The sequence below is a fragment of the Halogeometricum borinquense DSM 11551 genome (assembly GCF_000172995.2).
Taxonomy (GTDB): domain Archaea; phylum Halobacteriota; class Halobacteria; order Halobacteriales; family Haloferacaceae; genus Halogeometricum; species Halogeometricum borinquense.
Genome location: NC_014729.1, coordinates 686504 through 711227, shown reverse-complemented (window position 1 = coordinate 711227; position 24724 = coordinate 686504). Strand labels below are relative to the sequence as shown.

Annotated in this window: 25 protein-coding genes and 1 tRNA gene; 11 read left to right on the top strand and 15 right to left on the bottom strand. The window is 58.8% G+C overall.

The features are described from left to right. Positions 1-429, top strand: a complete 429-nt coding sequence (locus HBOR_RS03700; protein WP_006055067.1) for a hypothetical protein — start codon at positions 1-3, stop codon at positions 427-429. Positions 430-1236: 807 nt separating this feature from the next. Here HBOR_RS03700 and HBOR_RS20265 read toward each other — a convergent pair. The 3 genes from HBOR_RS20265 to HBOR_RS03685 all read right to left on the bottom strand — a co-directional run bounded on the left by HBOR_RS20265 (position 1237) and on the right by HBOR_RS03685 (position 3076). Beyond that, positions 1237-1905 (bottom strand): hypothetical protein, encoded by a 669-nt coding sequence (locus HBOR_RS20265; protein WP_013440487.1) that lies wholly within the window; start codon positions 1903-1905, stop codon positions 1237-1239. Positions 1906-2315: 410 nt separating this feature from the next. Beyond that, positions 2316-2389, bottom strand: a tRNA-Ile gene (locus HBOR_RS03690). Between the two features lie 204 nt (positions 2390-2593). Further along, positions 2594-3076, bottom strand: coding sequence for an FxsA family protein (locus HBOR_RS03685; RefSeq protein ID WP_006055069.1), 483 nt, complete (start codon positions 3074-3076; stop codon positions 2594-2596). A gap of 94 nt (positions 3077-3170) precedes the next feature. Between HBOR_RS03685 and HBOR_RS03680 the strand changes: the two genes are divergently transcribed. From HBOR_RS03680 to HBOR_RS03670, 3 genes are all read left to right on the top strand, one after another. Further along, complete coding sequence (locus HBOR_RS03680) at positions 3171-4811, top strand: DUF255 domain-containing protein (protein ID WP_006055070.1); 1641 nt, start codon at positions 3171-3173, stop codon at positions 4809-4811. Between the two features lie 87 nt (positions 4812-4898). Then, entirely contained in the window at positions 4899-5720 is an 822-nt protein-coding gene (locus tag HBOR_RS03675) for a TrmB family transcriptional regulator (RefSeq protein WP_006055071.1), read from the top strand. 288 nt (positions 5721-6008) lie between these two features. Then, positions 6009-6770 (top strand): winged helix-turn-helix domain-containing protein, encoded by a 762-nt coding sequence (locus tag HBOR_RS03670; protein WP_206538157.1) that lies wholly within the window; start codon positions 6009-6011, stop codon positions 6768-6770. 3 nt (positions 6771-6773) lie between these two features. Here the strand turns inward: HBOR_RS03670 and mptA are convergent, their stop codons facing one another. The 3 genes from mptA to HBOR_RS03655 all read right to left on the bottom strand — a co-directional run bounded on the left by mptA (position 6774) and on the right by HBOR_RS03655 (position 8643). Then, entirely contained in the window at positions 6774-7706 is a 933-nt protein-coding gene (mptA, locus tag HBOR_RS03665) for a GTP cyclohydrolase MptA (protein WP_006055073.1), read from the bottom strand. A gap of 105 nt (positions 7707-7811) precedes the next feature. Then, positions 7812-8228, bottom strand: a complete 417-nt coding sequence (locus tag HBOR_RS03660) for a DUF7124 domain-containing protein (protein WP_006055074.1) — start codon at positions 8226-8228, stop codon at positions 7812-7814. A gap of 166 nt (positions 8229-8394) precedes the next feature. Next, positions 8395-8643: a hypothetical protein gene (locus HBOR_RS03655; RefSeq protein WP_006055075.1), complete on the bottom strand. Its 249-nt coding sequence runs from the start codon at positions 8641-8643 to the stop codon at positions 8395-8397. 157 nt (positions 8644-8800) lie between these two features. On the opposite strand from HBOR_RS03655, the gene HBOR_RS03650 reads away from it, so the two are divergent. Then, positions 8801-9904: a S1C family serine protease gene (locus HBOR_RS03650; protein ID WP_006055076.1), complete on the top strand. Its 1104-nt coding sequence runs from the start codon at positions 8801-8803 to the stop codon at positions 9902-9904. Between the two features lie 142 nt (positions 9905-10046). Here HBOR_RS03650 and HBOR_RS03645 read toward each other — a convergent pair whose 3' ends face one another. Together HBOR_RS03645 and HBOR_RS03640 are read right to left on the bottom strand one after the other, a co-directional pair. Then, complete coding sequence (locus HBOR_RS03645) at positions 10047-11294, bottom strand: NAD(P)/FAD-dependent oxidoreductase (protein ID WP_006055077.1); 1248 nt, start codon at positions 11292-11294, stop codon at positions 10047-10049. Between the two features lie 353 nt (positions 11295-11647). Further along, positions 11648-12544 (bottom strand): winged helix-turn-helix domain-containing protein, encoded by an 897-nt coding sequence (locus HBOR_RS03640; protein ID WP_006055079.1) that lies wholly within the window; start codon positions 12542-12544, stop codon positions 11648-11650. 120 nt (positions 12545-12664) lie between these two features. On the opposite strand from HBOR_RS03640, the gene HBOR_RS03635 reads away from it, so the two are divergent. Further along, positions 12665-13264: a DUF6149 family protein gene (locus HBOR_RS03635; protein ID WP_006055080.1), complete on the top strand. Its 600-nt coding sequence runs from the start codon at positions 12665-12667 to the stop codon at positions 13262-13264. 369 nt (positions 13265-13633) lie between these two features. On the opposite strand, the gene HBOR_RS03625 is transcribed toward HBOR_RS03635, so the two are convergent. The 3 genes from HBOR_RS03625 to HBOR_RS03615 all read right to left on the bottom strand — a co-directional run bounded on the left by HBOR_RS03625 (position 13634) and on the right by HBOR_RS03615 (position 17177). Beyond that, a complete protein-coding gene (locus HBOR_RS03625; protein WP_006055082.1) occupies positions 13634-15112 on the bottom strand; it encodes an MATE family efflux transporter in 1479 nt (492 codons plus the stop codon). Beyond that, the gene (locus HBOR_RS03620) at positions 15109-15738 is read right to left on the bottom strand and encodes a TetR/AcrR family transcriptional regulator (RefSeq protein WP_006055083.1); all 630 of its coding nucleotides are present in this window, start codon (positions 15736-15738) and stop codon (positions 15109-15111) included. Before HBOR_RS03620 ends, HBOR_RS03625 begins: the two co-directional genes overlap by 4 nt. A gap of 86 nt (positions 15739-15824) precedes the next feature. Beyond that, entirely contained in the window at positions 15825-17177 is a 1353-nt protein-coding gene (locus HBOR_RS03615; RefSeq protein WP_006055084.1) for an NAD(P)/FAD-dependent oxidoreductase, read from the bottom strand. A gap of 137 nt (positions 17178-17314) precedes the next feature. Here HBOR_RS03615 and HBOR_RS03610 point away from each other — a divergent pair, with 137 nt between their 5' ends. After that, positions 17315-18190, top strand: coding sequence for a homoserine kinase (locus HBOR_RS03610; protein WP_006055085.1), 876 nt, complete (start codon positions 17315-17317; stop codon positions 18188-18190). A gap of 120 nt (positions 18191-18310) precedes the next feature. Then, complete coding sequence (locus HBOR_RS03605) at positions 18311-18796, top strand: universal stress protein (protein WP_006055086.1); 486 nt, start codon at positions 18311-18313, stop codon at positions 18794-18796. A gap of 97 nt (positions 18797-18893) precedes the next feature. Here HBOR_RS03605 and pdxS read toward each other — a convergent pair whose 3' ends face one another. Beyond that, entirely contained in the window at positions 18894-19802 is a 909-nt protein-coding gene (gene pdxS, locus HBOR_RS03600; protein WP_006055087.1) for a pyridoxal 5'-phosphate synthase lyase subunit PdxS, read from the bottom strand. 213 nt (positions 19803-20015) lie between these two features. On the opposite strand from pdxS, the gene HBOR_RS03595 reads away from it, so the two are divergent. The 3 genes from HBOR_RS03595 to HBOR_RS03585 all read left to right on the top strand — a co-directional run bounded on the left by HBOR_RS03595 (position 20016) and on the right by HBOR_RS03585 (position 22804). Then, positions 20016-21272: an eCIS core domain-containing protein gene (locus tag HBOR_RS03595; protein ID WP_006055088.1), complete on the top strand. Its 1257-nt coding sequence runs from the start codon at positions 20016-20018 to the stop codon at positions 21270-21272. After that, positions 21265-21759 (top strand): ankyrin repeat domain-containing protein, encoded by a 495-nt coding sequence (locus HBOR_RS03590; protein WP_006055089.1) that lies wholly within the window; start codon positions 21265-21267, stop codon positions 21757-21759. The genes HBOR_RS03595 and HBOR_RS03590 overlap by 8 nt, the downstream gene beginning before the upstream one ends. A gap of 262 nt (positions 21760-22021) precedes the next feature. Next, complete coding sequence (locus tag HBOR_RS03585; RefSeq protein ID WP_006055090.1) at positions 22022-22804, top strand: DUF1405 domain-containing protein; 783 nt, start codon at positions 22022-22024, stop codon at positions 22802-22804. A gap of 109 nt (positions 22805-22913) precedes the next feature. Here HBOR_RS03585 and HBOR_RS03580 read toward each other — a convergent pair whose 3' ends face one another. The 3 genes from HBOR_RS03580 to HBOR_RS03570 all read right to left on the bottom strand — a co-directional run bounded on the left by HBOR_RS03580 (position 22914) and on the right by HBOR_RS03570 (position 24679). Further along, positions 22914-23840, bottom strand: coding sequence for an HFX_2341 family transcriptional regulator (locus tag HBOR_RS03580; RefSeq protein WP_006055091.1), 927 nt, complete (start codon positions 23838-23840; stop codon positions 22914-22916). Between the two features lie 76 nt (positions 23841-23916). After that, the gene (locus tag HBOR_RS03575; RefSeq protein ID WP_013440485.1) at positions 23917-24231 is read right to left on the bottom strand and encodes a hypothetical protein; all 315 of its coding nucleotides are present in this window, start codon (positions 24229-24231) and stop codon (positions 23917-23919) included. A gap of 73 nt (positions 24232-24304) precedes the next feature. Next, a complete protein-coding gene (locus HBOR_RS03570) occupies positions 24305-24679 on the bottom strand; it encodes a hypothetical protein (RefSeq protein ID WP_006055093.1) in 375 nt (124 codons plus the stop codon). Positions 24680-24724 lie beyond the last annotated feature (45 nt).

The window sequence follows — 24724 nt, the reverse complement described above, 5'->3', positions numbered from 1 at the left end:
ATGAGTAGTACATTCTCACTAGTTGTCCCTGACGAGAAGGAGACGCTTGCAACTGGTAAACAGTTCTACCGTTACCATGTTGAAAACTCAAAATACGACGACTCCCTCGATGAAATCTCCGAATATAAGCACTTTAAAGAGAACTTACGGCAGGATGATGTGTTTATGATCTATAAAAATCCAACAACACAGGTAGTAGATACGGGAGAGCCATCAATAGCAGAGATATTATTCAAGTATCGTGACGAGGACGGAGTAGTCCGAGATATAGAAGGACTCGATACGTTCGTCACGTCACTTGAAGTTGCCCGCAAGAACCTCGAGGATCAACTTGACGACGATCGAATGGAGATCGTAGATCGAACGATTGAGATGTGCATTAACCTCATTGAGTTCGCAAAAAAGAACGGGTACGGCATCAGCTTCTAACATCGTATTTTGACGCCAGTTCGGTCTTCTTTGTCACCGTGCTGTGACTGAAGGCGAACACTGCCAGCGGGAAACTCACCCCCTCGAAGATCCGGTGGAAGACCCTTGGTTATGTGGCCTCCAAAGCAATGAAACTCTTGGCGGCTCAGCAGATACGTCGGGGATTAATTCAACATAATGGAAATATTCCTACAACGAATGCAATTCCGGGCAAGGTCTTAGCTAAAAAGTCATAAGATCCAAAAAACGACAACAATCTCGTTGGCATACCTCCCGACAATATTTGTCATCTATATATATATATATATATATATATATTATAGTATGGATATGATAGACTAGATTCTCCTGAGTTAAACGAGAACGAAAATGTCCTGGGAGACTTCCCGTGTACTCTGAACTTGGACCAATCAATTGTCGCTCCTTCACCCAAGTGATTACCTCAACAGTGAGGAGTATCTTCTCTCTACATAGATAAGCTATAATTGACAAGTAGAAGGAAACGGCGGCTCACACTACATCTAATACGCGCCAAGCCGCGCCGAGTAGGCGCGGCGACCATGCTTCGTCTGTTTCATCTGAAGCCTGAGCGAAGCGAAGGCTGAGGTAATCTGTCCGTGTCGGTCTTTACCGACACCCCTAACGGACAAGTGGGGTACCCCCGCCAGTTTCGAAGGCAGTCGCTCGTCGGCCTCGATGACGATGCCGATCAAGAACCTCCAGCCAAGTACCAGAACCGGCAGAAAAGCAGAAACGATTACCGCAAAAACAGGCGACGAATAGTGTTGCCACTCACGAGGCCCCGCCTCAGCCGTGCGACGGCGTCAGCGAGTAGTTCCGTGGCAGGAGTTTCTTCAAGGCTCTCCAGTCGAGGTTGAACCGTGAGTTATCCGCGAGCGTCATTTCAACCTCAAACTCCCTCGCAAATCGCGGCATATCCTCACCCGCGACTTCCGCCCACTTCATCGCGCCCGCGCGGATGAGTCGCTTCGCGTCGTGTCGATCACTCGGCTTCCACCCGAACTCCAGAACGTCGCGGTTCCCGCTTCCCGCCCCCTCTTCAACGTCTTCGACGTAGTGATCGAGCCACCGACTCCACGGATCATCGTCACCGAACGTCTCCGCACGCACGAGATCGTCAGCAGCTTCCTCGAGCGTGTTCTCGACGACAGACCGCGCAGAGTCGATATGTTCGACGACTCCCTGCGCGATATGCTTCGATTGGCGGATGAGGAAGCGGCCGCGGCGCTGGGCTTGGCCGTAGACGGCCATGGCGCTCTTGATTTCGACAGCGACGCCGACCTCGAGGAGACAGATGCCGACGAACGGAAGGTCGGCACTCGGTAAAAGGAGTTCGACAACTTCGGCGTCGTAATGTTCGGCTTCCGAGTCCGGAACGTACCGGAGGCCGTCAACAAGTTGGTGAACGGTAGATTCAGCGGCGTTGCCCCCGCGCTTGGACGGCGCGAGGCTCATGCGCGGGAACCTCTTCCATCTGTGGCGAGTTCGTCGCCGCGGATGTCTTCATAGGTCGCACCGCCCCCGCCAGTTGGCAGATGTGTTGGACGCCGAGGGCAACCGTCCCGATGTCCGAATTCCGTTTCGTTGACAGGAGATTCAGTACAGCGAGCGCGACAGTGCGGACAGCGGAATTCGCAGTCTTTCTCCGTCGAGAACCCGCCTACGGAGAGGTTCCGCTGGGCGAACGTCACGCGGGGTCACCTCCGTCGGCTATTCGAATCGACAGACGGCGGCGACCACCGTTCAAACCGTGAATGAACTTAAGATGAAATAGCTGCGGCTCAGAAGTGTGAAGTACGGAAATTAGGTGGCTGGGGAGTTGAGCCCCCCAGACGGGGCCGGTCAAAGACCGGCCGTCCTGGGCATGGGCCAACGCGGATTTGAACCGCGGGCCTCCCGGTTATCAGCCGAGCGCTCAACCTGACTGAGCTATTGGCCCAGGTGAGCGCATTCAGTGGTTGTTCGAGGATTAGTTTAAGAGTTTCTTTTCGAGGCGGGGGCGTCGGGTGTTAGTGAGCGTCACGAACGCCGCACGGCGGGCGATTGGACCGGAGACACGCTACAGTGATACCCACACGGCAGCGTCCGAGTTCGAGACAGGGATGAGGTCATAACGAAAATAGCGAAATTCAGACCGCGCGCGTCAGGTGTTGTCGTCGTCAGCTCGGCCGTAGTTTTCGGGGTCGAGGTTGACGACATCCTCGTCGGGGAAGCCGCCGACCCAGACGTTACCCGAGACGAAGCCGTCGGTCTGCTTTTCCAGATACGGTCGGACGACGAAGCGTTTCACCACTTTGCGGATGGGATACCGCGTCACCGGGATAGCGAGGAGGAACCCGAGGAGGTCCGTCACGACGCCCGGCGTGAGGAGGAATGCTCCGGCAGCGATGAGCAAGCCGCCGTCTAACAGTTCGTCGGTCGGAATCCCGCCGGTGGCGACCTTCTGTTGGAGTTTCGAGAGCGTGTGGCGGCCTTCGGCGCGAACGAGGAGCATCCCAACGAGTCCGGTCAGTACGACCAACAGGACCGTCGGGGCGAACCCGATAGTACTGGCCAACGGGACCAATAGAAGCGTATCCAAGAGGGGTATCGAGAGGAGTGCCGCGATGACCCAGCGCGTCTGCATGCCCGTGTCTTTTCGGTCGTCGTTGATAGCCCTTGTGCCGCGGGAGTCAAACCACCTCGAAGGGCTTACCCCCCGCGACGACCCAGCGTGAGGCATGACGGACGACGAGACGCGCGTCGAGTGGCACAAGTGGGGACCGGAGGCGTTCGAGGAGGCCCGAGCGGACGAGAAACCCGTGTTGCTGTCGCTTACGGCGACATGGTGCGACGGGTGTCACGAGATGGATGTCGAGACGTACGGCGAACCGCGCATCGCCGCGAACGTGAACGACGACTTCGTCCCCGTCCGAGTGGACGTAGACCGTCATCCGCGCGTCCGCGAACGCTACAACATGGGCGGGTTCCCCTCGACAGTATTCTGTACGCCGTCGGGCGAACTCATCACGGGAGCGATGTATCTCGGTCCCGACGGGATGCGGCAGGTGCTCGACCGAGTGCGCGAGACGTGGTCCGAGAAGGGCGACTCGTCCGGCCGTGTGCCGCGCGCGCTCGCAGACGACCCGACGCCCGAAGGTCCCGTCGAGTCGCACATCGAAGAACACCTCGCCGGACAACTCGACGAGAAATACGACGACCGCTTCGCCGGATGGGGTGACGGGACGAAGTTCCCGATGCCGCGAACGATAGAGTTCGCCCTGAAACGATCCCGGCGGCAGGCGGTGGAGACGCTCCGGACGATAGCCGAAACCCTATTTGACGACGTGGAAGGCGGGTTCTTCCGCTACGCCGACGGGCGCGACTGGTCGGACCCACACCACGAGAAACTGCTCGACTCGAACGCCGCCCTCGTGCGCGCGTTCGCCAACGGCTACCTCTATACGGGCGACGATGACCTCCTCAACCCAGCGATGGAGACCCGCGACTTCCTCGCCGACCGCCTCTGGAACGGGGCGGCGTTCGGCGGCAGTGTCGGTCCCGGCGACGAGAACTACTACGGACAGACCGCCGAAGAGCGCGCGGAGAGCGCCGGACCGCGTCGAGACCTGACGGCCTACGCGGGTGCGAACGCACTCGCCGCCGACGCCCTCTTGACGCTCACCGCGTACACCGACGACGGCACCGCCCGCGACTACGCGGTTCGAACGCTCGACTTCCTCGACACGCGACTCATCGATGACGGGGACGTGACGCATTTCGACGCGGGCGAGACAACAGGCGAGACACACCTCCTCGAAGACCACGCGCGGACAGTCAGTGCGTTCGTCCGGGCACGACAGGTCCTCGGTGACGACTGGTACCTCGACCGGGCACAGGCCGTTGCGGACGTGGCTATCGACGAACTCAAAGCGGACGGCGGTGCGTTCAGAGACGGCTTGGCGTCGGGTTCCGGACTGCTCGACCGGCCGCTTCGACCGCTGGATGCGAACGTCGAGATGGCGAACGCACTCTGTGACCTCGCGGCGGCGACGGGCGAGGAACCATACGAAGACGCAGCACAGGAAGCAATCGGCGCGTTCGCGGGTGCGTGGGACCGAATCGGCGTCCAAGTCGCCGGATACGGATCAGTCGCAGCACGAGTAACGCGTCCGACGCTTGTCGTCGCTGTCGGCGCGACAGCAGGATCGGACCTTCACCGTGCGGCCCTGCGCGTCGCTGACCACGAGAAAGTCGTCGTCCCCGACGCCGACGGTGTTTCGGCTTCCGAAGCAGTCGTCAGCCTCGGTGACCGCGAACGGACGGTCACCACACCTGAGCAGTTGATGACCGCCGTCTCAGATATCACAGACGGCGTGTGAGACGCCCCTCGATAGGGTGTCACTCGTGAACCAGCAGAATGTGTAAACTCCCGTTTTGTTTTTAACCGTGGGACCTGTGGTACTACTATGGCTAGTCTGCGGGACCTCGGATTATCTGAGTATGAGGCGCGAGCATATCGCTCGTTGTTACGGACGGGCGCGACAACGGCGAAAGAACTGTCCCGTGCCAGCGACGTGCCGATGGGACGCATCTACGACGTGCTGAACAGTCTCGAACAGCACAGTCTCGTGCGGAGTCAAGCGGCGAGTCGTCCGAAGAAGTACGTCGCGGTCGAACCCGACACCGCGTTGGACCGACTTTTAGAGACGAAACACCGGGAGTTAGAGGAGAAAGCCGAACAGTACCAGGCCGTCGTTGACGACCTCACCGACGAACTGGAGACAGCAGAACCCGTTCAGGGGCAGTTCTGGACCGCCGCTGTTGGGATGGAAGAGTCCGTAGACCTGTTACTCGAACGGCTCTCGGCGGCCGACAGTTCGCTCGTCATCGTCGCCGGGACGCTCTCACCGCAGTTCGACATCGGACGCGTCGGTGAACTCATCACCGAAGAACTGGAAGCCGCACTGGACCGCGGCGTCAACGTGTCGGTGTTGATGTCTCCCGACCTCGTCGCGTCGCTGCCGAAAACGGTCGGCAAGCGCTACGTCACGCGCTTGGAGAATCACCCGCAGTTCGAGGTCCGAACGACAGAACAACTGTCGGGGACGTTCAACCTCATCGACGATGTCGAAGTGTGTATCGAAGTGCCGAACCCGCTCGACCCCGGCGAGGCGTTTGCGATGATAGACCTCAAGGACGCCGAGTTCGCCACCGACATCCGCGAGATGTTCGACCCACGCTGGGATGAGGCGGAACCGCTCACGCTGTCGAGTTTCAGCGACGACTGAGACGCGGGGCCCAAAACAGTGTGAGTTCTGATAGTAATTGAAGAGAAGAATACATTCTGACATATCTTCACCAGGAGCAGTCTGTTCAACACAGATGATAATTGTTCTGATATATAGTCTATAGAATCGCTCATTCGTGTGGTTTGGGCATCATAGCTCCAAAAAGAATCAACCATTATATATTTGTGTTCGTCGTCTGATCGACCTAGCTTTAGCATATCATTGTTCGGGAAAATGAGGCAAATATAATACACAAGCAAGACATGACAAAATACACACGAATAAGACATGAGTTCTCATACGGGGGTGACGAACAGCGGATCGAAACTGCCCCGAGCAGTGATACACAAGAAGATTCTGGACGTCGCTGAATCCCGCCCTGACGCGACAGTGGAGGAGCTTTCGAGTGTCGTCAACGGCGCATCGGTAACGCTTGTCGAACGCGTCTTAGACGAGTATGGGGACCCCGCATCAACTGCGGGAGTACCCGACGAGGCGGAAACTGGACTGAGTACGGACGAATCAGAGATGTCAAAGCCGAAGACGAACGGGAGCATGAGTAAGACAGACACGCACCACGTCCGAAAGGTGGCACAGGACCCGGTCGAGCTGACCGAGAAACAACGGGAGGTACTCCGGGCGATTCAAGACTCACCTGATGCCACCCAGAGCGAGCTCGCGGACCGATTCGGCGTCACGCAGTCAACGATCAACAATCGACTCAACTCCATCGAGGGATTCGACTGGAAACACCGGCAAGCGTTCACCGAAGTAATGCTCGACGATAGCGACACATCAGCGGACGACGATTCCTCTGGTTCTGTATCTGTGAAGAACCTCTCGGAGCAACTCACTGACCTTTCAGAACAGGTAGCGGCGTTAGAACAACAACTGAACGAACCGGCTCAGGACACGGCGTCACCGTTCAGTGATCCGGATCTCGTGTGCAAAATCGTACGCGCCTGTCTCAACTCCGAGGCAATCAGCGAAGACGAAGAAGACAGAATCATGAAGGCGGTCCTCACCACCGGCACCGCCTCGGAAGCGTAACGATTAGTCTCGTTCTTCGAGTTCGTCTCTGAGTTCGCCCAGCGACGCGACACGTTCGGCATGCGCGTTGTGCTGGTGGATCGATTCGTCGTTCGACTGTTTCATGTGAACCACAGCGTCGTCCGCGAGGTGATCGAACTCGGTGAGAACCTGATCTGCCATCGAGCGAACGCAGTCCTCGACGAACTTCGCGTTGGCGTGGGCGTGATAGGTCATGTGGTCTTCATCGGGTCGCTTTGCGAGGTTGTAAATGCGGGCAGACATCGAGTCGCGGGCGATATCGACGATGTCGATGAGGTCCACATCGGGCGATCCTTCTGTCTCGACGGTCAGCGTCGCGTGGCCACGTTGGGAGTGCCCCGGTTGCGGGACCTGTTCGAGGAATTCCTCGATTGTCTCGTCTTCGACATCCAAGTCGCGTAACACGTCGCGGGCGCGGGAGGCGGACATCCCCTGCGAACAGGGACAGACCGTCATCCCGACCACCTCGGCACCGATTTCCTCTCGGGTGCCGTCCTCGGTTGCGACTGCGCTTGCAATGATGTTCGCAGTGCTCTGGGTTTGGAGTTCCGAGGCGGGAGTATCCTCGCGGAGGACAAGTTCGGCGGTCATCCGCACCTCGGCTTTCGAGGTGTAATCGTGTTTGGCGAGGAGACGCTCCGCGGTGTCACCACACATGTCTTCGACGCGGTACGTCGGTTCGGCGACGGCGTCTTCGAGAATTTCGTCGATGACCTGCATGTTACGGCTCATGTCGATGCCTTTGCGTCCGCTCGGCAGGTCCACGAACACCTCGAACTCGGCCATCAGAATCAGCGGTCGCTTACCGTCACGGGCGATTTTGACGAGTTTATCCACACCCGTCACGCCCACTTGGCTCAGTCCGACAGTCACGTCGGGTCGGCTTGCCTGAACGTCAGGCAACTGGTGACTCATCGTACGAAAGGTAGGATTCGGTTCGATTAATGCTTTCGTTCGGGGAACTCTGTTGGTCGTAAATTTAGCCGCGTCGTCCCGCCTGCGGCCCGATGACGGGTCGTCTCAGGGCCAGTCGTCGCGGCTACTGGTCTCGAAGGGGTCCTCGTCTTCGGTTTCGCCCGCAAGGTCCCAGTCTGCGGCCTCTGCGGCTTGGTCGAGGGGAAGGAACTCCCACTCGGTTCGTTCGGCGAGTTCGCGGTGTTCGTCCGTCGTCCCGATGAACACGTGTCTGTCGGTGTCGAACTGCCGTTTGACATTGTTGAGACTCTCCTCAACGCCGCGTGGTCCGGAGAAGAAATCCTGACGGACGCGGTGTTTGCGGGTAAAGTTGGTGACGACGTACGTGGGCTTGTCGCTCACCACACCGACGTACTCCGTCCACTGCCGTGCGTCGTTGAACACGACGTTCGGGTCAGCAAGCGCTTTCAACGCCTCTAACTCGAACGCCAGCGTCATATCGGTCGAGCCGCCTCCGTCCATGCGAGAACGTCCTCGCGTGGGACGCAAAACCGCTTCGGTTCCTCACACGAGTACAGGACTCTGATGGACGAGGTGCAAAAGAGTACAACGCGAGTACGATCCACTTGAAAACGCTTCGGCGGCTTCACTCGGAACAGAAGAGGAGCCGACAGACAAACTCATGACTTCAGTCGTGAGTTACCGATCTGACCTCGTAGTATCCGGTGTAGCGAACAACGTCTCCGGTCGAGAGGTCAGGCGCACGAATCGGCTGGTGGCCATCAACGGCTGCCGCGACGGCCGCCTGACTCCGGTCGGTAAGCTGATCGTAATGTCGAACCGTCGTACTCGGTTCGATCTCCTCAACGCAGGTCCTGACGACAGTAACGCTGTCCGTCAAATCGTCGTGTGTTGATCCTCGGACGGTTCGTGACATAAGATACCAATCAACATGATTGACGATAAAAGTTAGGGAGCCACTGGCCGATTTCCGACTTTCCAACAGAATCTGCGATCCGCACGGTTACTCTAACCTCATTAAGTTTCATGCTGGTTGGTGACAAACTAACATTCAACAGCACCCATACATTTCCATGGGTGATCTTCCACTGAGTCGCCGAGACTTCCTCATCGCCGCGGGTGCCGGAGTGTTTGGCACCTACACTGGTTCTGCCCCGCAAGGGAAAACGACCGGGTCGGCCACCGAGACAAGTACTTCTGCGGTGGCTCCCCGGCGTAGTTCTGACGACTCGAAGTACGATTCGGCGATTGACGCCGTCGCGCTCGTGCGTGCATTCGGTGTAGAAAATCCGGTCACCGGACAAGAGAGACGGGGGCAAGGTTCTGCCTTCGTGATCAACGACACGTCCGTCGTCACGAACGAACACGTCGTCAGCGGGGCCGAACGGGTCGATATCCAGTACACCACCGGTGAGTGGACGAGTGCAGAAATCGTCGGTACTGACATGTTCGCGGATCTCGCCATTCTTGACGTTGATCACGTCCCCGAGAGCGTTCGTCCGCTTCAGTTCAGTCTTCGACCCCCGCAAATCGGCACCGAGGTCAGCGCTATCGGCAGTCCGTTCGGTCTCAAGGGATCGATGTCGAAAGGCATCATTAGCGGGGTCAATCGCACCGCTTTCAACCCGATCACCGGCGTGTCGATTCCGAACGCCGTACAGACTGACGCAGCGGTGAATCCGGGGAACAGCGGAGGCCCCCTTGTGAACACTGAAGGGTCGGTCGTCGGCGTCATCAGCGCAGGTGGTGCCGAAAACATCGGGTTTGCTATCTCTGCGGCCCTTTCCCGGCGCGTCATCCCATCGCTCATCGAGAATGGACAGTATCACCACCCGTTTTTGGGAGTCGATTACGCCCCTGTCGGCCCACTCGTTGCCGAAGCGAATGACCTGACAGAGCCGAACGGCGTCATCGTCGTCACGGTTATCGACGACGGTCCCGCGGAGGGTATTCTACGGGCAAGCGATGAGACGGTCGAAAGACGCGGTGTGTCAATCCCTGTTGGAAGCGATATTATCCTCGAAGTCGATGGCGTCCCCGTCCGCGACCGAAACGAACTCTTGGCACACCTCTCTCTGGAAACCAGTCCGGGAGAGACGATTCCACTCACGATTTACAGAAACGGAATTACGCAACCCGTCGAGTTGACGCTGGGTACACGGCCGACACCGTCGTAGACATGCGAACTCGGCGGTGAAACGCCGGTGTTTCCGCGATGAGTGGATACAAATCGGGGAGAAGTAGCGAAGAGAAAAGGGGTAGTGAAGAGGAAAGTGGCAGTGAAGAAAGAAACGGTAGTGAAGAGAAATTCGGCGTCGATTACTCGACGGGGGCTTCTTCTTCGAGGTCGAGATCTTCGATCTCGAACTGCTCTTGCATCAGTACGTCCTTCTGGTCGGCAACGACGCGTTCCTCGCGCATGAGCTTCTTGTACTTCGACTGCGGTGCGAGGTCGCCGATGAGGACGCCGCCGACGATTTTTCCGTCTTTGAACGCCAGCCGACGCCATTCGGTGTCGGAGTACTTCGCCTCGGCCTCGTCGTCGCCGAGCGTCGGATGGCCGAACGAGAGGAACGGGAAGTCAAAGTGCGTGATCGAGTACGAAGAGACCCACCGGAACTCCTCTGTCCCGTAATCGACCATGTTCTTCGCGGCGATGGTGCCTTGCTCTTTCGCGGAGCCCCATGCACCGTTCTGGGCGCGCTCGCCGAGGATCACGTCGTGGAACTGCGTGATGTCGCCTGCCGCGAACACGTCCTCGTGGTTCGTCCGCATGTATTCGTCTACGATAATACCGTTATCGCACTCGATGTCGGTTCCCTGCAGAATCTCCGTGTTAAAGTCAAGCCCGATGGCGATGCCGACGAAGTCGGCGTCGTACTCGTCGCCGTTGGGGTCTACCGCCGTCGTGACTCGGCCGTCGTCATCGACCTCGAAGTGGTCAACACCGGACTCGAAGACGGGTTCGACGTTACGTTCACGGAGCGCGTTGTGAATGATTTCGCCACCCTCCTCGGAGAGCGCGTAGCGCCACCAGCAGTTGCCGCGCATGAGATATTTGCCTTCGACACCCTGTGCGGCCGTAATTGCCGCGAGGTCGATGCCGAGAAGGCCGGCACCGACGACGACGGAACTGTCGGCCTCTTCCATGTGGGAGCGAATCTTACGGGCGTCCTGGAACGTCCAGAAGTGGTGGATGCCCTCGGCGTCGGAGTTATCGACGGGCAGTTGCGTCGGCGTTCCGCCGACGGAGACGAGCAGTTTGTCCCACGAGAGCGTCTCGCCCTCGTGCGTCTCGATGGTATGCCCGTCGGGGTCAACGTCGGTGACGAGGGTGTTAAGCTTGAGTTCGATGTCACGCTCGTCGTACCACTCAGGTTCGTGAATGGAAATTGGCGCTTCCGGGAGTTTCCCCTTGGCGAACTCTTTGATGAGAATACGATTGTACAGTGCCTCCCCCTCGTCTGTGACGACGGTGATGTCGGCGTCGGGTTCCTCCTCGCGGAGGGTTTCAGCGGCGGAACTCCCCGCGATACCGTCGCCGATGATGACGTACGACTGGGTCATACGCGGAAGCTTTGACTCCGGGGTTAATGTGAATTGCTATCCACATCATCCATCGTTCGGGTGTGATCCGGTCACATACACTCCGACTCCAATCCGACGGAGTACGACACCCGGAACGACGAACGCCGCCGAGATGCCGACGAGCGTCAGGCCCATCTCCGTCATTGTCACAATCGGCGAGGGCGTTCCGCGGCGTACCGGGTCACCGAAGGTCGGGGCAGAATCAGTTCGAGCAGGAGTGTAGAGTCGTTTCGTCAGTGTCGTCTCACAAGTGCGAGCGCAGGTGTCGACACAAAGAGTGGACTCTGAATTGTATTTTGTCGGTTCGGTGGCTGAACTGAGTGTTCACGAACTCAGTCGAGGCGGCGTCGCTCGACGGCGACGACAGCGAGTTCGCTGTCGAGTGTCACGCGCAGTTCCTCCTCGTTCAGCGGGATAGCAACGCGGACCCGCCACGGGTCGTCATCCAGAACTGTGGTCCGGTCGCCGACGCACCATTCGAACGTCCAGTGTGGACGACTCCTCAAATCGACAGTATGCGACGTGTGGAATCCGACGACGTCAGACTGATCAAGGAGGCTCAAGCCGACCGGTGACCGGATACGGTGGTCGCACTGCTCACAGCGATGCACCGAACAGGCCGCCACATCGAGCGGCCCTGCGTCCTGTGACAGTGTCGTCGCCATGCGGCCGCCACACTCCGGGCAGACACCATCAGCGGCAAGGCAGTGCAAGTGGCGAACCCGCTGGTCGAACGCGTGTGCGACTTCTTCGTCCGACCGGTCGGTCAGGCCGCCTGGCGGGAACGGCGCGTGGGCGTGGAGGCGGCCGCACTCTCGACAGCCGACCGAGAGATGTTCGTCCACATACGAGGCAGTGAGCGTTCCACCGCAGTCAGCACACTCGCCCGGCACCTCGAACGGTTCGACCGTCGGATTCTCGTTGAAACTGCCCGAAAGGACCGCGCGAACGACTTTCTCCCCTGCGTGTCTGAATTCGTAGCCTTCGTCGGTCTTTGCGACGAACTGCCCGGTCAACTTGCCGAGGTGGTAGTTGAACTGTGCGCTGTCGCGCATCCCCACGCGGCGGCGGAGGTCGGAGAACGCCACAGGTCGGTCCGCCGACCGCCAGAGCGCTTCGAGGATCGCAAGTCGCGTCTCGTTGCCGACGACGGCGAACGCCTCCGCAGGATCGAGACAGTCCACACAGTCTGTGAGGAGGCGGTCTTCGGCGGCGTCTGTTTCGCTCATGTGTGACAATATAACATCCTGATAACAAAAATCCACGACTGTCGCGGCGGGGGTCAGAAGTGGGAAACGACTTCCGCGACGCGTTCCCTTCAAGAGACTCCAGTCCTAAGCGAACGTGAAATGAAAATCCGACAGAACATCCGGCACTTTGCCGCCAAAAAGGCGCTGACGATGCCGGTCGTCGGGGATATCGCCACGGATAAACTAGTCGGCCTGCACGTCCGCGTGTTCGGTGAGAAAGCTGATCCCGACCACCGCGAGGAGCGCGAACCCCACATGGAGGCGTTCTTCGACTGCACGTTCGACACGTACGTGGCAGCACTCGAATCCGGGTTCTCCGAGGCCAAAGCCCGCGAGATCACCCACATTCAGGCGAATTTCGACTTCTACAACCACGGGTGGACAGAGATGATGGAGTTCCCCGCCGACGAACTCGAAGCCCACTACGAGCGCTACGAGGAGTTCTTCCAGCGGTACGACATCGACATCGCAAATCCCCTCGGAGACTTCCGAACCCAAGACATCCCGGAAGCACCATCGACGCCCGAAAAACTCGACGACCCTGAACACCCCCACGCCGTGGGCGGGTTCGCAGACGACGTGTACGTCGAAGACGAGTCCGGTGAACTCCACGTCGGCGGTCAGGAAGAACCCGAAGACGTGGATGTGAGCGCCGCACCTGGCGTGAACGATACCGACGTGGACGAAAGCGAAGCATAATCGAGGAAGCCAAGTTTTCTGTCGAAGCCCTCAGAAACCGAGTGGTTCCGCGCTGAGGTACCCAAAACGTATGTGCCTCGTCTCCCGACGAGACGCTATGAATACATTTTCGAGGGAGGGTTCGTCGGCAGTTCGCCAACTGCTTTTCATCGCTCTCTCCGGAATCACCGCAGTTGCGTTGTCGTCCGATTACATCGTGACAGCGGGATTGGTAGACGCCTCTCTCGCGATCATCGGTGCTGGAAGCCTACTTGCACTATTCGTTGCAGTTTCTGCGGTACTCGTTGAGCGCAGGGAAAATTCGGATTAATGTACACACGTAGTACGTAGCGGGACGTTTTCGAAGGGAACGACGACAGAAGAACCGCGTCAGTCGTCGGCCGGGACGGGTCGTGACACATCGACGACGTTGTCCGTCCACGTGCCGCGGAGGAACCAGAGTCCGGCGACGATGGCGGCGGCGACGTTCGAGAACGCCATCGCGTACCAGATGCCGTCCAGACCGAGGCCAGTCCACTCAACGAGGGCGTAGGCGGGCGGAATACGAAGGACCCAAAGCGCGAGCAGCGAGAACGCCATCGCCGTCCGCGTCGAACCGCTCCCACGGAACCCACCGGAGACGACACGGAAGATGCCGAGGAAGACGAACCCGAGCGCGTTGATTCGGAGAAAGTTCACGCCGATAGCGATGACGTTTGGTTCTCCGGGGATAAACACCGCGACGATGGGTTCTGCGAACTGGTAGCTGACAACGCTGACGACGGCGAGTGCGGCCGAAATGAGACCGACGCCGAGGAACACCGTCTGCTTCGAGCGCTCGGGTTTGTCCGCGCCGAGATTCTGTCCGACGACCGTTTCGACACCCTGTTGCAGTCCGATAGCGGGCAGGAACACGAGCGAGTTCAGACGGTTTCCGATACCGAAGGCGGCGACGGCCGCGGAGGTATCGATACCGGCTACCGTCGTCCCCGCGTATGCAGCGAGCGCGGTGAGGGCAGTTACACCGAGTGCGCGCGTGGACTGCTCGATGCTTGTCGGCGCGCCGATACGGACGATGCTCCGTACCGTGTCGGCCTTCAAGATGAGGTCGTCCTTCGAGAGGTGGATACCGACGCGCCCGGAGAACAGCAAGTAAAATCCGACGAGTGCGCCGACGCCGCGGGAGAACACGGTCGCCACCGCGGCACCCTGCACGCCCATCCCGGTGAATCCGGTCAGACTGAACAGCGTCGCCTGTAAGCCGTCGAACCCGAGCATCCCGAAGATGGGGTTGTTCTGGAAGCCGAGGATGAGGAACGGGTCGATGATGACGTTGAGGACGACACCGAACGCCATCAGGTACATCGGCGTTCGAGTATCTCCCCATCCGCGCAGAAGCGCCTGGAAGATGAAGAAGCCGAACATGAAGTAGACGCCGAGGAAGATGGTTCGGGTGTACGATACCGAAAGCGCGTGTACTTCGGTGCCCGGCGTCGTTCCGATGAGGTTCAGAAGCGACGGCGCGAAGATGTAGCCGAGAGCGGAGAAAATCGCCGAGAGGAGGATCACAAATGCGATAGTCTGCCCCGCGACGTGGTTCACTCTGTCGTCGTTACCCGCACCTTTGTTCTGTGCGACCAGTACGGTTCCGGCGACGGTGAACCCGCCACCGATAGAGATCATAAGGAAGACGATCGGCCACGAAAACGAGAGCGCCGAGACGGCGTTCTCGCCGACGCGGCCGACCCAAAACGTGTCCGCGAGGTTGTAGCAGACCTGCATCATCTGCGAGAGAATGATAGGGAGCGACAGTACTAACAGCGGTTTCAGCAGGTCACCATCGGTGAGATTCACATCGCGCGCACTCACGCGTCGTCACCTCCAGTCACTAACGACGAAAGGACGAACTCGTCAAGCGCGGCGGCAACCTCCGTAGGGGCGTCATTGTCGTCCAACGTCACGCGTTCGCTCCGCGCGCCGTCGAGGGCGTCTACGATGAGTCGCGCCGTCCTGTCTGGATCGACATCGCGGAACGCACCCGTCTCGATACCGTCTTCGATGACATTCGCCAGCCCCGACCGGATTACCTCCATGTTCGTACGCAACTGCTCGCGGTAGTCCTCCTCGTACGGGGCCTGCATCCGGACTTCGAGGATAGCGAGTCCGAAGCGGTCGTAATCCGATTCGTCAACCCGATTTTCATCGGTGGTTTCGTCCGCCGGAAGCATCCGAGAAACAAGAAGGCGAAGCCGTTCTTCGGGATCTTCGTCTTCCGTATCCTCGAACTTCTCTTCGAATCGTTCGAGGAGATATCGAAGAAAGGCGACCAACAGGTCGCGTTTCGTGTCGTAGTGGTAGTGCAGGAGGGAGGTACTTTTCTCCGCCTCGTCCGCGATGTCCTGCATCGTCAGACTGGCGAACCCGTTGGCACAAAGCGCCCGGTACGTCGCTTCCATAACCGTCTCGTGTACGTCGGGGGGGACCGACGATTCCATCTGCTCGTTCACTAACTGACTAGTCAGTCAGTATCGGTGAAAGGGGTTTCGCTTCGAAGGTATATGTCAAAAATAAAATTATAGATTCAGTCGTCAGCGGGAACCGATTCGCGGTCCGGGTCGGGTCGCCGCTTCTGTGCGATGCGGTCGGCGCACTCGTAGCCTGCCACGATACCGCCGTTCAGCGAGCGTTCGGGGTACTGAGACGCAGATGCCATCCCCGCATAATAGACGCCCTCGGACACTTCGTCTCCGAGGTCGTAAGGGACGACCAAATCGAGATAACCCCGTTCGTAGATGGGACCCGCACGGGGGTTCCGCGCGATACGGAACTCTTCGACTGTAGACCGGTCGAAGTCGGGGTACATCGACTCGATTTCGTCGAGCCACAACTCCTCGACTTCGTCGTCGTCCATCTGCCACAACTCCTCCTCGCGGCTCTGGACGTAGCTGGCGATATACAGCAGGTGGTCACCGCCGTACCGCTCTTTCGGGATGAAGTTCGTGTGTTCGATGAGCGATCCGAACGGAGCGTCGTGGGCGACGTTGAGCCAGTAGGTGTCCAGCAACGACTCGGACATCGTGACGAGGCCACAGACGGCCCCTTGGAACTCGATATCGCACTCGTACCCGGTCAGATCTTCGAGGACGTTCGGCATCGCCGCGACGACGACGGAGTCCACGTCGTGCGTCGTAGTTCCATCCGCAGTTTCCACGGTGAGCGAATCGACCGACTCGCCATCGGTCGCCAACTCGGCCACTCGCGCGCCGGTCGTGATGTTCTCGCGGCCGACGGCATCGACGAGGGCGTCCAAGAGCGGTCGGAAGCCACCGTCGAAGTAGCCCAGAATCTCGCCGCGCAGGAGGTCACGCTCGCCGCGGAACCGGATGCGACCGAGGAACCATGCCGCTGAGATGTCGTCTTTCCGGTGGCCGAACTTCCCGTCAAGCAGTGGATCAACGAAGTTCTCGTACACGCCACGAGTGGTGTGTTCGACCACGAAGTCGCGGATGGAGACGTGTTCGTACTCGCTCAGTTCGTTGTAGGCGTCGAAATCGGGGATACCGCCACGCACGTCGATACCCTGCGTGAGCATTCCGAGGCGGAACTTGTCGTAGAGGCTCATGTGCGGGTACGCGGCAATCTGCCACGCCGTATCCAGTGGGTGGGCGGTTCCGTCTACGTAGTAGGAGTTCTTGCCGATTTTCCACTCTAATCTGTTACCGAGGCCCAATTCCTGTGCGAGTTCGACGATAGTCTCCTCGGATTTCGAGAGGTGGTGATAGAACTTCTCGATATCGTCGCCGTCCGTCTCGTAGACGGCCGCGAGGCCGCCCACGTCGTCCGTGGCTTCGAACACCTGCACGTCGTAGCCGTGTTGTCGCAGCCGATACGCTGCGGCGAGTCCTGCGATTCCGCCACCGACGACACCTATCATGCATCCGGCTATGGCGTCCCATGGAAAATCCTTTCTGTTCGACAAAGCGGAAGAGGTGATAGATCGTGTCCGTTCTGCGAACGCGAAAGTTCCCCGCTTCGCTACCTTTTTACCTGCAGTTGGGAAAGAAAAACTCCATGCGAACGGTTAGGGCACCCGCGACGAGTGCGAACCTCGGGAGCGGCTTCGACGTCTTCGGCGTCGCCCTCGACCGGCCTGCCGACGTGATCCGGGTCGAAAAAGCCTCGCGCACGACGATTGAAGTTACGGGCGTCGGCAGTCAGTACATCCCCGAAGACCCCGAGAAGAACGTCGTTGGGGCCGTCGCAGAGGCGTTGGACGCACCCGCACACATCCAGATCGACAAAGGCGTCAGGCCATCATCTGGTCTCGGTTCTTCTGCGGCCAGCGCTGCAGGTGCCGCACTCGCGTTGAACGCCCTGTACGACCGCGGATACTCACGTTCGGAGTTAGTCCCCGCCGCCGCCGAAGGTGAGGCGGTCGTCTCCGGCGAGGCGCACGTGGACAACGTCGCACCTGCCCTCCTTGGCGGGTTCACGGTCGCCCGCGAGGACGAAGTCACCACCGTTGACACCGATATCTCTCTGGTCGCCTGTCTCCCCGAAATCGCCATCTCGACGCGTGACGCGCGCCGAGTCGTCCCGACGCGTGCCGACATGGAGGATGTCGTGCACACGGTCGGCTCCGCGGCGACGCTCGCCGTCGGGATGTGTCGGTCGGATCCCGAACTCGTCGGCCGCGGAATGGACGAACGACTCGTCACACCCGCACGGTCGGAACTCATCACCGGCTACGAGAACGTCCGGACGGCCGCCCTCGACGCGGGCGCGACGGGTGTCACTGTCTCCGGTGCGGGACCATCGGTCCTCGCCGCCTGCTATCCGGACGACCGTCGCCAAGTCGCCGCCGCGATGGTAGACGGCTTCGACGACGCCGGAGTAGAGGCGCGAGCGTACCAGACGCGTGTCGGCGGCGGCGCAGTCGTTTTCTAACGCTACGAGGAGTGTGTCTCTATCTCACGAGAGCACACTGCGCGTTGTCTCCCCAACCATGGTATACGATAACATTTATTTGACCAAATATTTCATGTCGGTTGTTGTATCAGCAACAGCATGAAACAAGCACTCGTCGTCGTCACGCCCGGTAAACGCGGCCGTCGTCTCATCCGAGAAGCGGGAGAGTACGCAACAGGAACAGACACCGAACTCGTTCTCTTGACGATCATCCCGGAGGACGAATTCGAGGAGAAGCGTCGTGCTGTCTCCGAAATCGGCTCGTCAGACGCCATCTACACCCTCGAACAGGCCGAGGGAACCGCAGAGCGCGAAGCGATGGAAATCGCCGACGACGTACTATCGGAACTGAACGTGTCCTACCGCGCCGTCAGTACCGTCGGTCGGAAGGCCGACACGATTCTTGACGTTGCCGAAACCGAGGGCGTCGATCACGTCTTCCTCGGCGGCCGTCGTCGCTCGCCCGCCGGAAAAGCACTGTTCGGTGACGTCGCCCAGAAGGTTCTGCTCACGTTCGAGGGACCCGTCACGCTCCTGATGGGCGACGACGAACTAGGCGATGAAGACGCTGACACAGCCGAGTAGATCCGACCGGTAGTCACCAGACACGCAAGCGCTGCTGCCAGTTTTTCTGCGAGAGATAGCGGACGAAAAGCGAAGATCGAAAGAGAGTACTCGAAGCTTAGACGCCGCGACCCTGCAGTTTCTCCTCTTCGGGCATGTCTTGATTGGACTGGCCTTTCATCCCCTTGCCGATGCCGGAGGCGATTTCGGCGAGTTGGTCAGGATTGTCCCAGTTGTTGACGGCTTCGACGATGGCTTTGCCCATCGCTTCGGGGTCCTCGGCGCCGAAGATACCGGAGCCGACGAAGATGCCGTCGCACTCGTGGTGCATCATGAGGGCGGCGTCAGCGGGCGTAGCGATGCCGCCAGCGGCGAAGTTCACGACCGGAAGACGGCCCATCTCGGCCGTCTCGTGGACGAGTTCAGCGGGGGCTTCGTGTTCTCGCGCCCACTTTTCGCGTTCTTGGTGGGTCATCCCCTGGAGTTTGCGGATGGAGCCCTTGATGTTGCGCTGGTGGTGGACTGCCTGGTTCACGTCGCCCGTGCCAGCCTCACCCTTCGTTCGAATCATCGCCGCGCCTTCGTTGATGCGGCGGAGTGCCTCGCCGAGATTGCGGGCACCGCAGACGAACGGCGCGGTGAAGTCGCGCTTGTCGATGTGGTAGCGGTCGTCGGCCATCGTGAGGACCTCACTCTCGTCAATCATGTCCACGCCGATGGATTCGAGAATCTGCGCTTCCGTGTGGTGACCGATTCGAGCCTTCCCCATCACCGGGATGGAGACAGCGTCGATGATCTCTTTGACCGTCTCGGGGTCGGCCATGCGGGAGACGCCGCCGCGCTTGCGGATGTCGGCCGGGACGGCTTCCAGCGCCATCACCGCAACTGCGCCCGCTTCCTCTGCGATTCGGGCCTGTTCGGCATCGACAACGTCCATGATGACGCCGCCTTTCTGCATCTGTGCGAACCCGCGCTTGACGAGTTCCGTCCCGCGACGAAGCTCCTCCAAATCAGTCTCCTCGGGCATGACCGATGGTTACGGTCCAACCTACTTAAGACCAACCAGTACGGTTTGGGTGCGAATATGTCGCGTGACACCTGCCGCGACCGCTGTTCCGACAGCATGTAGTCCTGAGCGTCCGCGAGGCGGACGATTTTGTTGTCCATCTAAATTGTGTTTTCCCATGTTATCTCAGCAACAAACAATTATATACGAAGGTTGTGTCAGCGAAATCGAACGATGGGATTTCGCTCCGCGAACGAGGTGCAAAAGAAAACCCAATGGTCTCCTTCTAGCGAGCGGGACCGCGTGGACTCCTCGCGTCGGCAACGCAGTGGACGGCTGACCGCACAGGGCTGCGAACAGCGCTTCGGCATGGACATGTATCGGAATGGATTGGAGGTGATAGTCCAACGTCTTGTCAAACAACACGGCGCGGGCCAAGTCCAGCAGTGGGCCGACGAGGGCATGACCGTGGACACGATGGGCAAACCGCGCGACATGCGTGCATTCCGTGAACGGCAAAAACAGCGTCCTGCCGAAGTGCCCAAAGACATAGAGCGCCGGAACGCTAAATCAGTCCAGCGCAGTCGTGGCGCGCACCACGAGGCGTCGAAATCTGGAAACGCGCAAGTCCCCGATTCGGTTCGTGACGTGATTTCTTCGCCAGGCCAGCAACTCGATAGCTCAATTCAACAAGCGATGGAAGAGCGCATGGGCGAGAGTTTGGACGACGTGCGTATCCATACTGGGTCACGCGCCGCAAACGCCTGTGAGGATATCAACGCTCGCGCGTTCACGGTGGGAAATCATGTCGCGTTCAACCACGGCGAGTACGACCCTTCTTCAACAGAAGGTCAACACCTGCTCGCTCACGAGTTAGCGCATGTGAGACAGCAAACAGGTGGGGCCGTCTCGATGCTCCCGCAAGAAGGGAAATTAGAAATTGATCCTGACGAGCGTCTCGAACGGGAAGCCGAAGAGACGGCCCAGCGGGTGATGAGCGGCGGGAAACTCGGCATCTATCGGATGCACAAAGCCGATGTGCACATTCAGCGGTGGAGAGATCAGCCTCGGGACAATATCGGTCGATTCGCCGAAAAAGACACAGAACAGTATAAGCAGAAAAAATACAGTATTGATCATCGACCACCGTACGCTCCAGGACAAGTCGAAGAAGTCTGGAACAGAGCAAGATCAGAGGGAATTGACGACAAGGTTCGAGATCCAAACACAGAAGAAGTGCTAACGTGGGACAAAGACAGAGGTAGAGGAGAACAATGGCATATGGGCCACAAAAAACAGCGAGAATACAGATATCTTCTTGAGTATTATCAACAAGGAATTATATCGGAAGAGGAATTCGTGAAAGAGTACCAGAATCCGGACCACTACCAAGCTGAAGCACCAAGAGAAAATATGGGTAGAAGACATGAAGGAGTAGGAAGGTATTGGAAGCAAAAATGGGGAGATATCGAAGGTGAGAAACATGGCTGAGAAAGATGACGAGCTATACACCAGCACGGAGATCGAATCCGCAATCATTCAAAACAACAAAGAGCAGTTTTACCAGCTGATTTCGGATGCTGATTTGAACCACCGTTCTGGAGATGGTGGTAACTTACTGCACATAGCAGCATGGACAGGAGAACCCGAATTCGCTGCGGAACTGATTGAGCGTGGGATCGAACTTGATGCCAAGGACAATCAGGGGAGAACCCCACTCCATGAAGCGGTTGATCGTGGACATCATGAGATCGTTGAGATGCTTGTCGAAAATGGCGCTAGACTCGATATTGAAGATATGTATGGAGCACAGCCGCTTCACAAAGCGGTGGCTAACGGAAACTACGAGTTGACGAATCTGCTCGTTACGCACGGTGCTGACCCAACTCACGAGAACCAAGCTGAAATCAGCCCCCTCAGCCTCGCACGTGATGCAGATGCCGAAGACTTCGTTGCGCTTCTCGAAAACCACGTGTGATTTCTACCAGATCAATGGTTGCTTTATAAGTGACCGCGACGATATCACTGTGATAGTGACCGAAGCCGCAGTTGAACCCACACACATCCGCCGACAGACTCGGCCATTTACAGCGAGTGGCCGTAGACTCGCGGCGTCTGCATCGAGAACGAGAACCTTCCGAAGTTCATCCACTGACAAAATCACCATCGAACGAATCCAACGGGGTCTCGTCCACGCCCGGAACCGCCACCGATTTGTACCGCTCGGACCAGCCTGACACATGGCCACGTCCACCGGAATCCGGCGTCTCGTCGATGAGGCTCGCCGCCTCGCGGACGACGACGGACTCCCGCCCGCGGACCAACTACCGTGGTGGCTCGCCCCCCTCCCCGAGTGGTTAGAGAACGTCGGTCTCAACCTCGTCTGGACTGTCGTCGCAATCAATCTCGTTGGGACGGTGTTCGGCTTCTGGTACTACGGATTTCATCCGCTGCCGCTGTCGGATCCTCTGATCGTGTGGCAGTTTGCATCAGAACCCGTCGTCATGTGGCCGTTCGTCCCGGACAGCCCCATGGCGACGCTGTTTATCGCCGGCGCGTTCGCCCTCTGGCGACTCGACCGGACGAACGAGTACGTCAACGCACTCGCCTTCTTCGGATGCTGGAAGCTCGGCCTGTGGACGCCGTTCGTCCTCACCGCGTTCTCGGATGCGTTCCTCGATCAGACGGCCCTCCCGATGTACCTATTTTTGTTCTTCAGCCACCTCGCCATGGTCGTCGAGGCGTTCGTCCTCCACCGCATCTCGGACTTCCCCGTCCGCGCCGTCGCCGTCGCCATCGTCTGGTACGGGTTCAACGACGTAGTAGACTATTTCATTCCTATCGTCGGTGACCCCCACCACACATCAATTCCCCTCGCGGACGGTGTCATCGTCGGCGGGTCTAGCGTCCTCCAAATCGCCGCGGCGGGGGCTATCGTCCTGACGCTCGTCGCCACGTTCTTCTCGCTCACGACGCGCGTGAAGAAACTGGAATCGGGGTCCATTCCGCGTCAAACTGAGTAAGAGACAGCTGAATCGGGAGGGTGCCCCCACTCCGACTCGATTGGGAGTGCCTGAGTAGCAGAAAGCCAGAGTAGCAGAAAATTAGAGAGTGACAGAACCGAAGCGAACGTTAGTTCCCGGCGCGTGAGAGTTCGTCGGCGTCGGCACCGGCGTGCGAACGCACCCACAGTTCTCCGATGCGAGACAGGCGCGTTCGGTACGACTTCCCATGTTCTTCCTGTTCGATGTAGCCCTTCCCGCCGGGGCCGAGGCGGTCAACGTTGTAGATGACTTTCGACCGGAAGGAGTCGGTGTACTCCTCGTTCATGTCTCGGGCGAGCGTTTCGGCCAACTCGGAGACGGACTCGAACTGGCCGTACTCGCCCAACTCGAACAGGATAATCTCCTCGAACGGCTTGACGTTCGAGAACGACGCGACGGGAAGTTCAACGATGTGTTCGTCGCCGATCCGTTTCGCGCCGATAGTCGTCCCGCGTTCGTCGAACTCTTCGAGGAGATCAGAGGCCGACTCGAACCGCTCGCGGATTCTGTCGTCGTCCAACTCCGCGCCGTTCAGGAGGTCACCGAGCAAGTCGCGCGCCGCGCGCACCTCTTCTGCGAGTTCGGTCTCCAGATACTTCTCGGGAGCCGTGTAGTAGGTGTGGATGCGCTCTCTGTCCGCCTGCCGTTCGACCATCACCGAGTGAGCGGCGGTGGCGAAGGCAAAGGAGACGGGCCGCGGCATCGCGGAGACGTTTACCCAGACCTCGGTGTCGTCGCTTTTGTCCAACTCCGTGTTGATGAGGTCGTACGCCTGCTCGAAGGCGGCGTCGTAATCGTACACGTCCTCGATGACGACGCGTTCGGTGTCCGCGCCGAGGAGGTTCTGAAAGTCTTTCTCCAGTTTCGTCGAGAGGTTCTGCGAGTACTCGACGTTCGCCTCACTCCCGATTGCCCCCTCCAAGAGGATGACGTGATCGACGTCCAACTGGTCGCGGATGAGTGGCGCGATGAGTCGGTCGTAATCGAACCCGACGGGGACGACGTGCGTCTGCATACGTAGTCTCTCGCCACGGAAGGTTAAAAATCAACAGAGACGCCTCGGCCTCTCGGACACGACGACGTCTCCCCGACTATTCGCACCGCCGCCAGTACGGCGCGTTCTCCAGATTCGGAAGCACCGCCTCTAAATCCATCTGCGCGACACCGTAGAACCGTTCTCGTCCGACCGGGGTTCGGAGGCGTACGATGTCCGTATTGGTCGTGACGCGATAGTGCGACAACGTCCACGACGTGCCCGTGTGTTCCCACTCGCCCCGAAGCGTCGATTCGTCGTCAGCGACGGTTCGAGAGCCGAGTTCCCAACTCAGTCGGGTGAGACACTGCACGTTGAACGGCACTACGTCGGGAAAGGAAGCACCGCCACCACCAGAGGCACGAGTACCCATACCACATACCGCGTAGTCCACAGATAAAAAACATAATCGTTCGTTCTCGATACCACCGGAGGGATAGTTGCGGCTATTCTGCGGCGATACCCGTGTTGTGAGTTCCGAATAGATACTTGACACCGACGACTACCATCGGAATTTCGAGAATGAGTAGTAAGACGATGTAAAACGGGCCGAGGCGACCACCACCGGCCATCTGCATCACGAGCAGTGGCAGTGCACCGCCAAGAGCGAGGGTACCGATACCGTAGATCGAGTACCACGGTAGAGTCCAGCTACCGACAGAAATCGAGATTCTGAATCCGGTGGCGAAATAGCAGAGCGCTCCGAAAACCAGCAGTTCGATGAGAGCGATGATCGTGGTCGTGTGCGGCCAGAAGGCGGCATACGCGAGAGCGAGGGTGAGGAGAACGACAGCATTGACGATATACAGCCGACGATCCATACTCGCCGCTCTCGTCCGGTAGTTGTAAACTCACCGACTGGAATG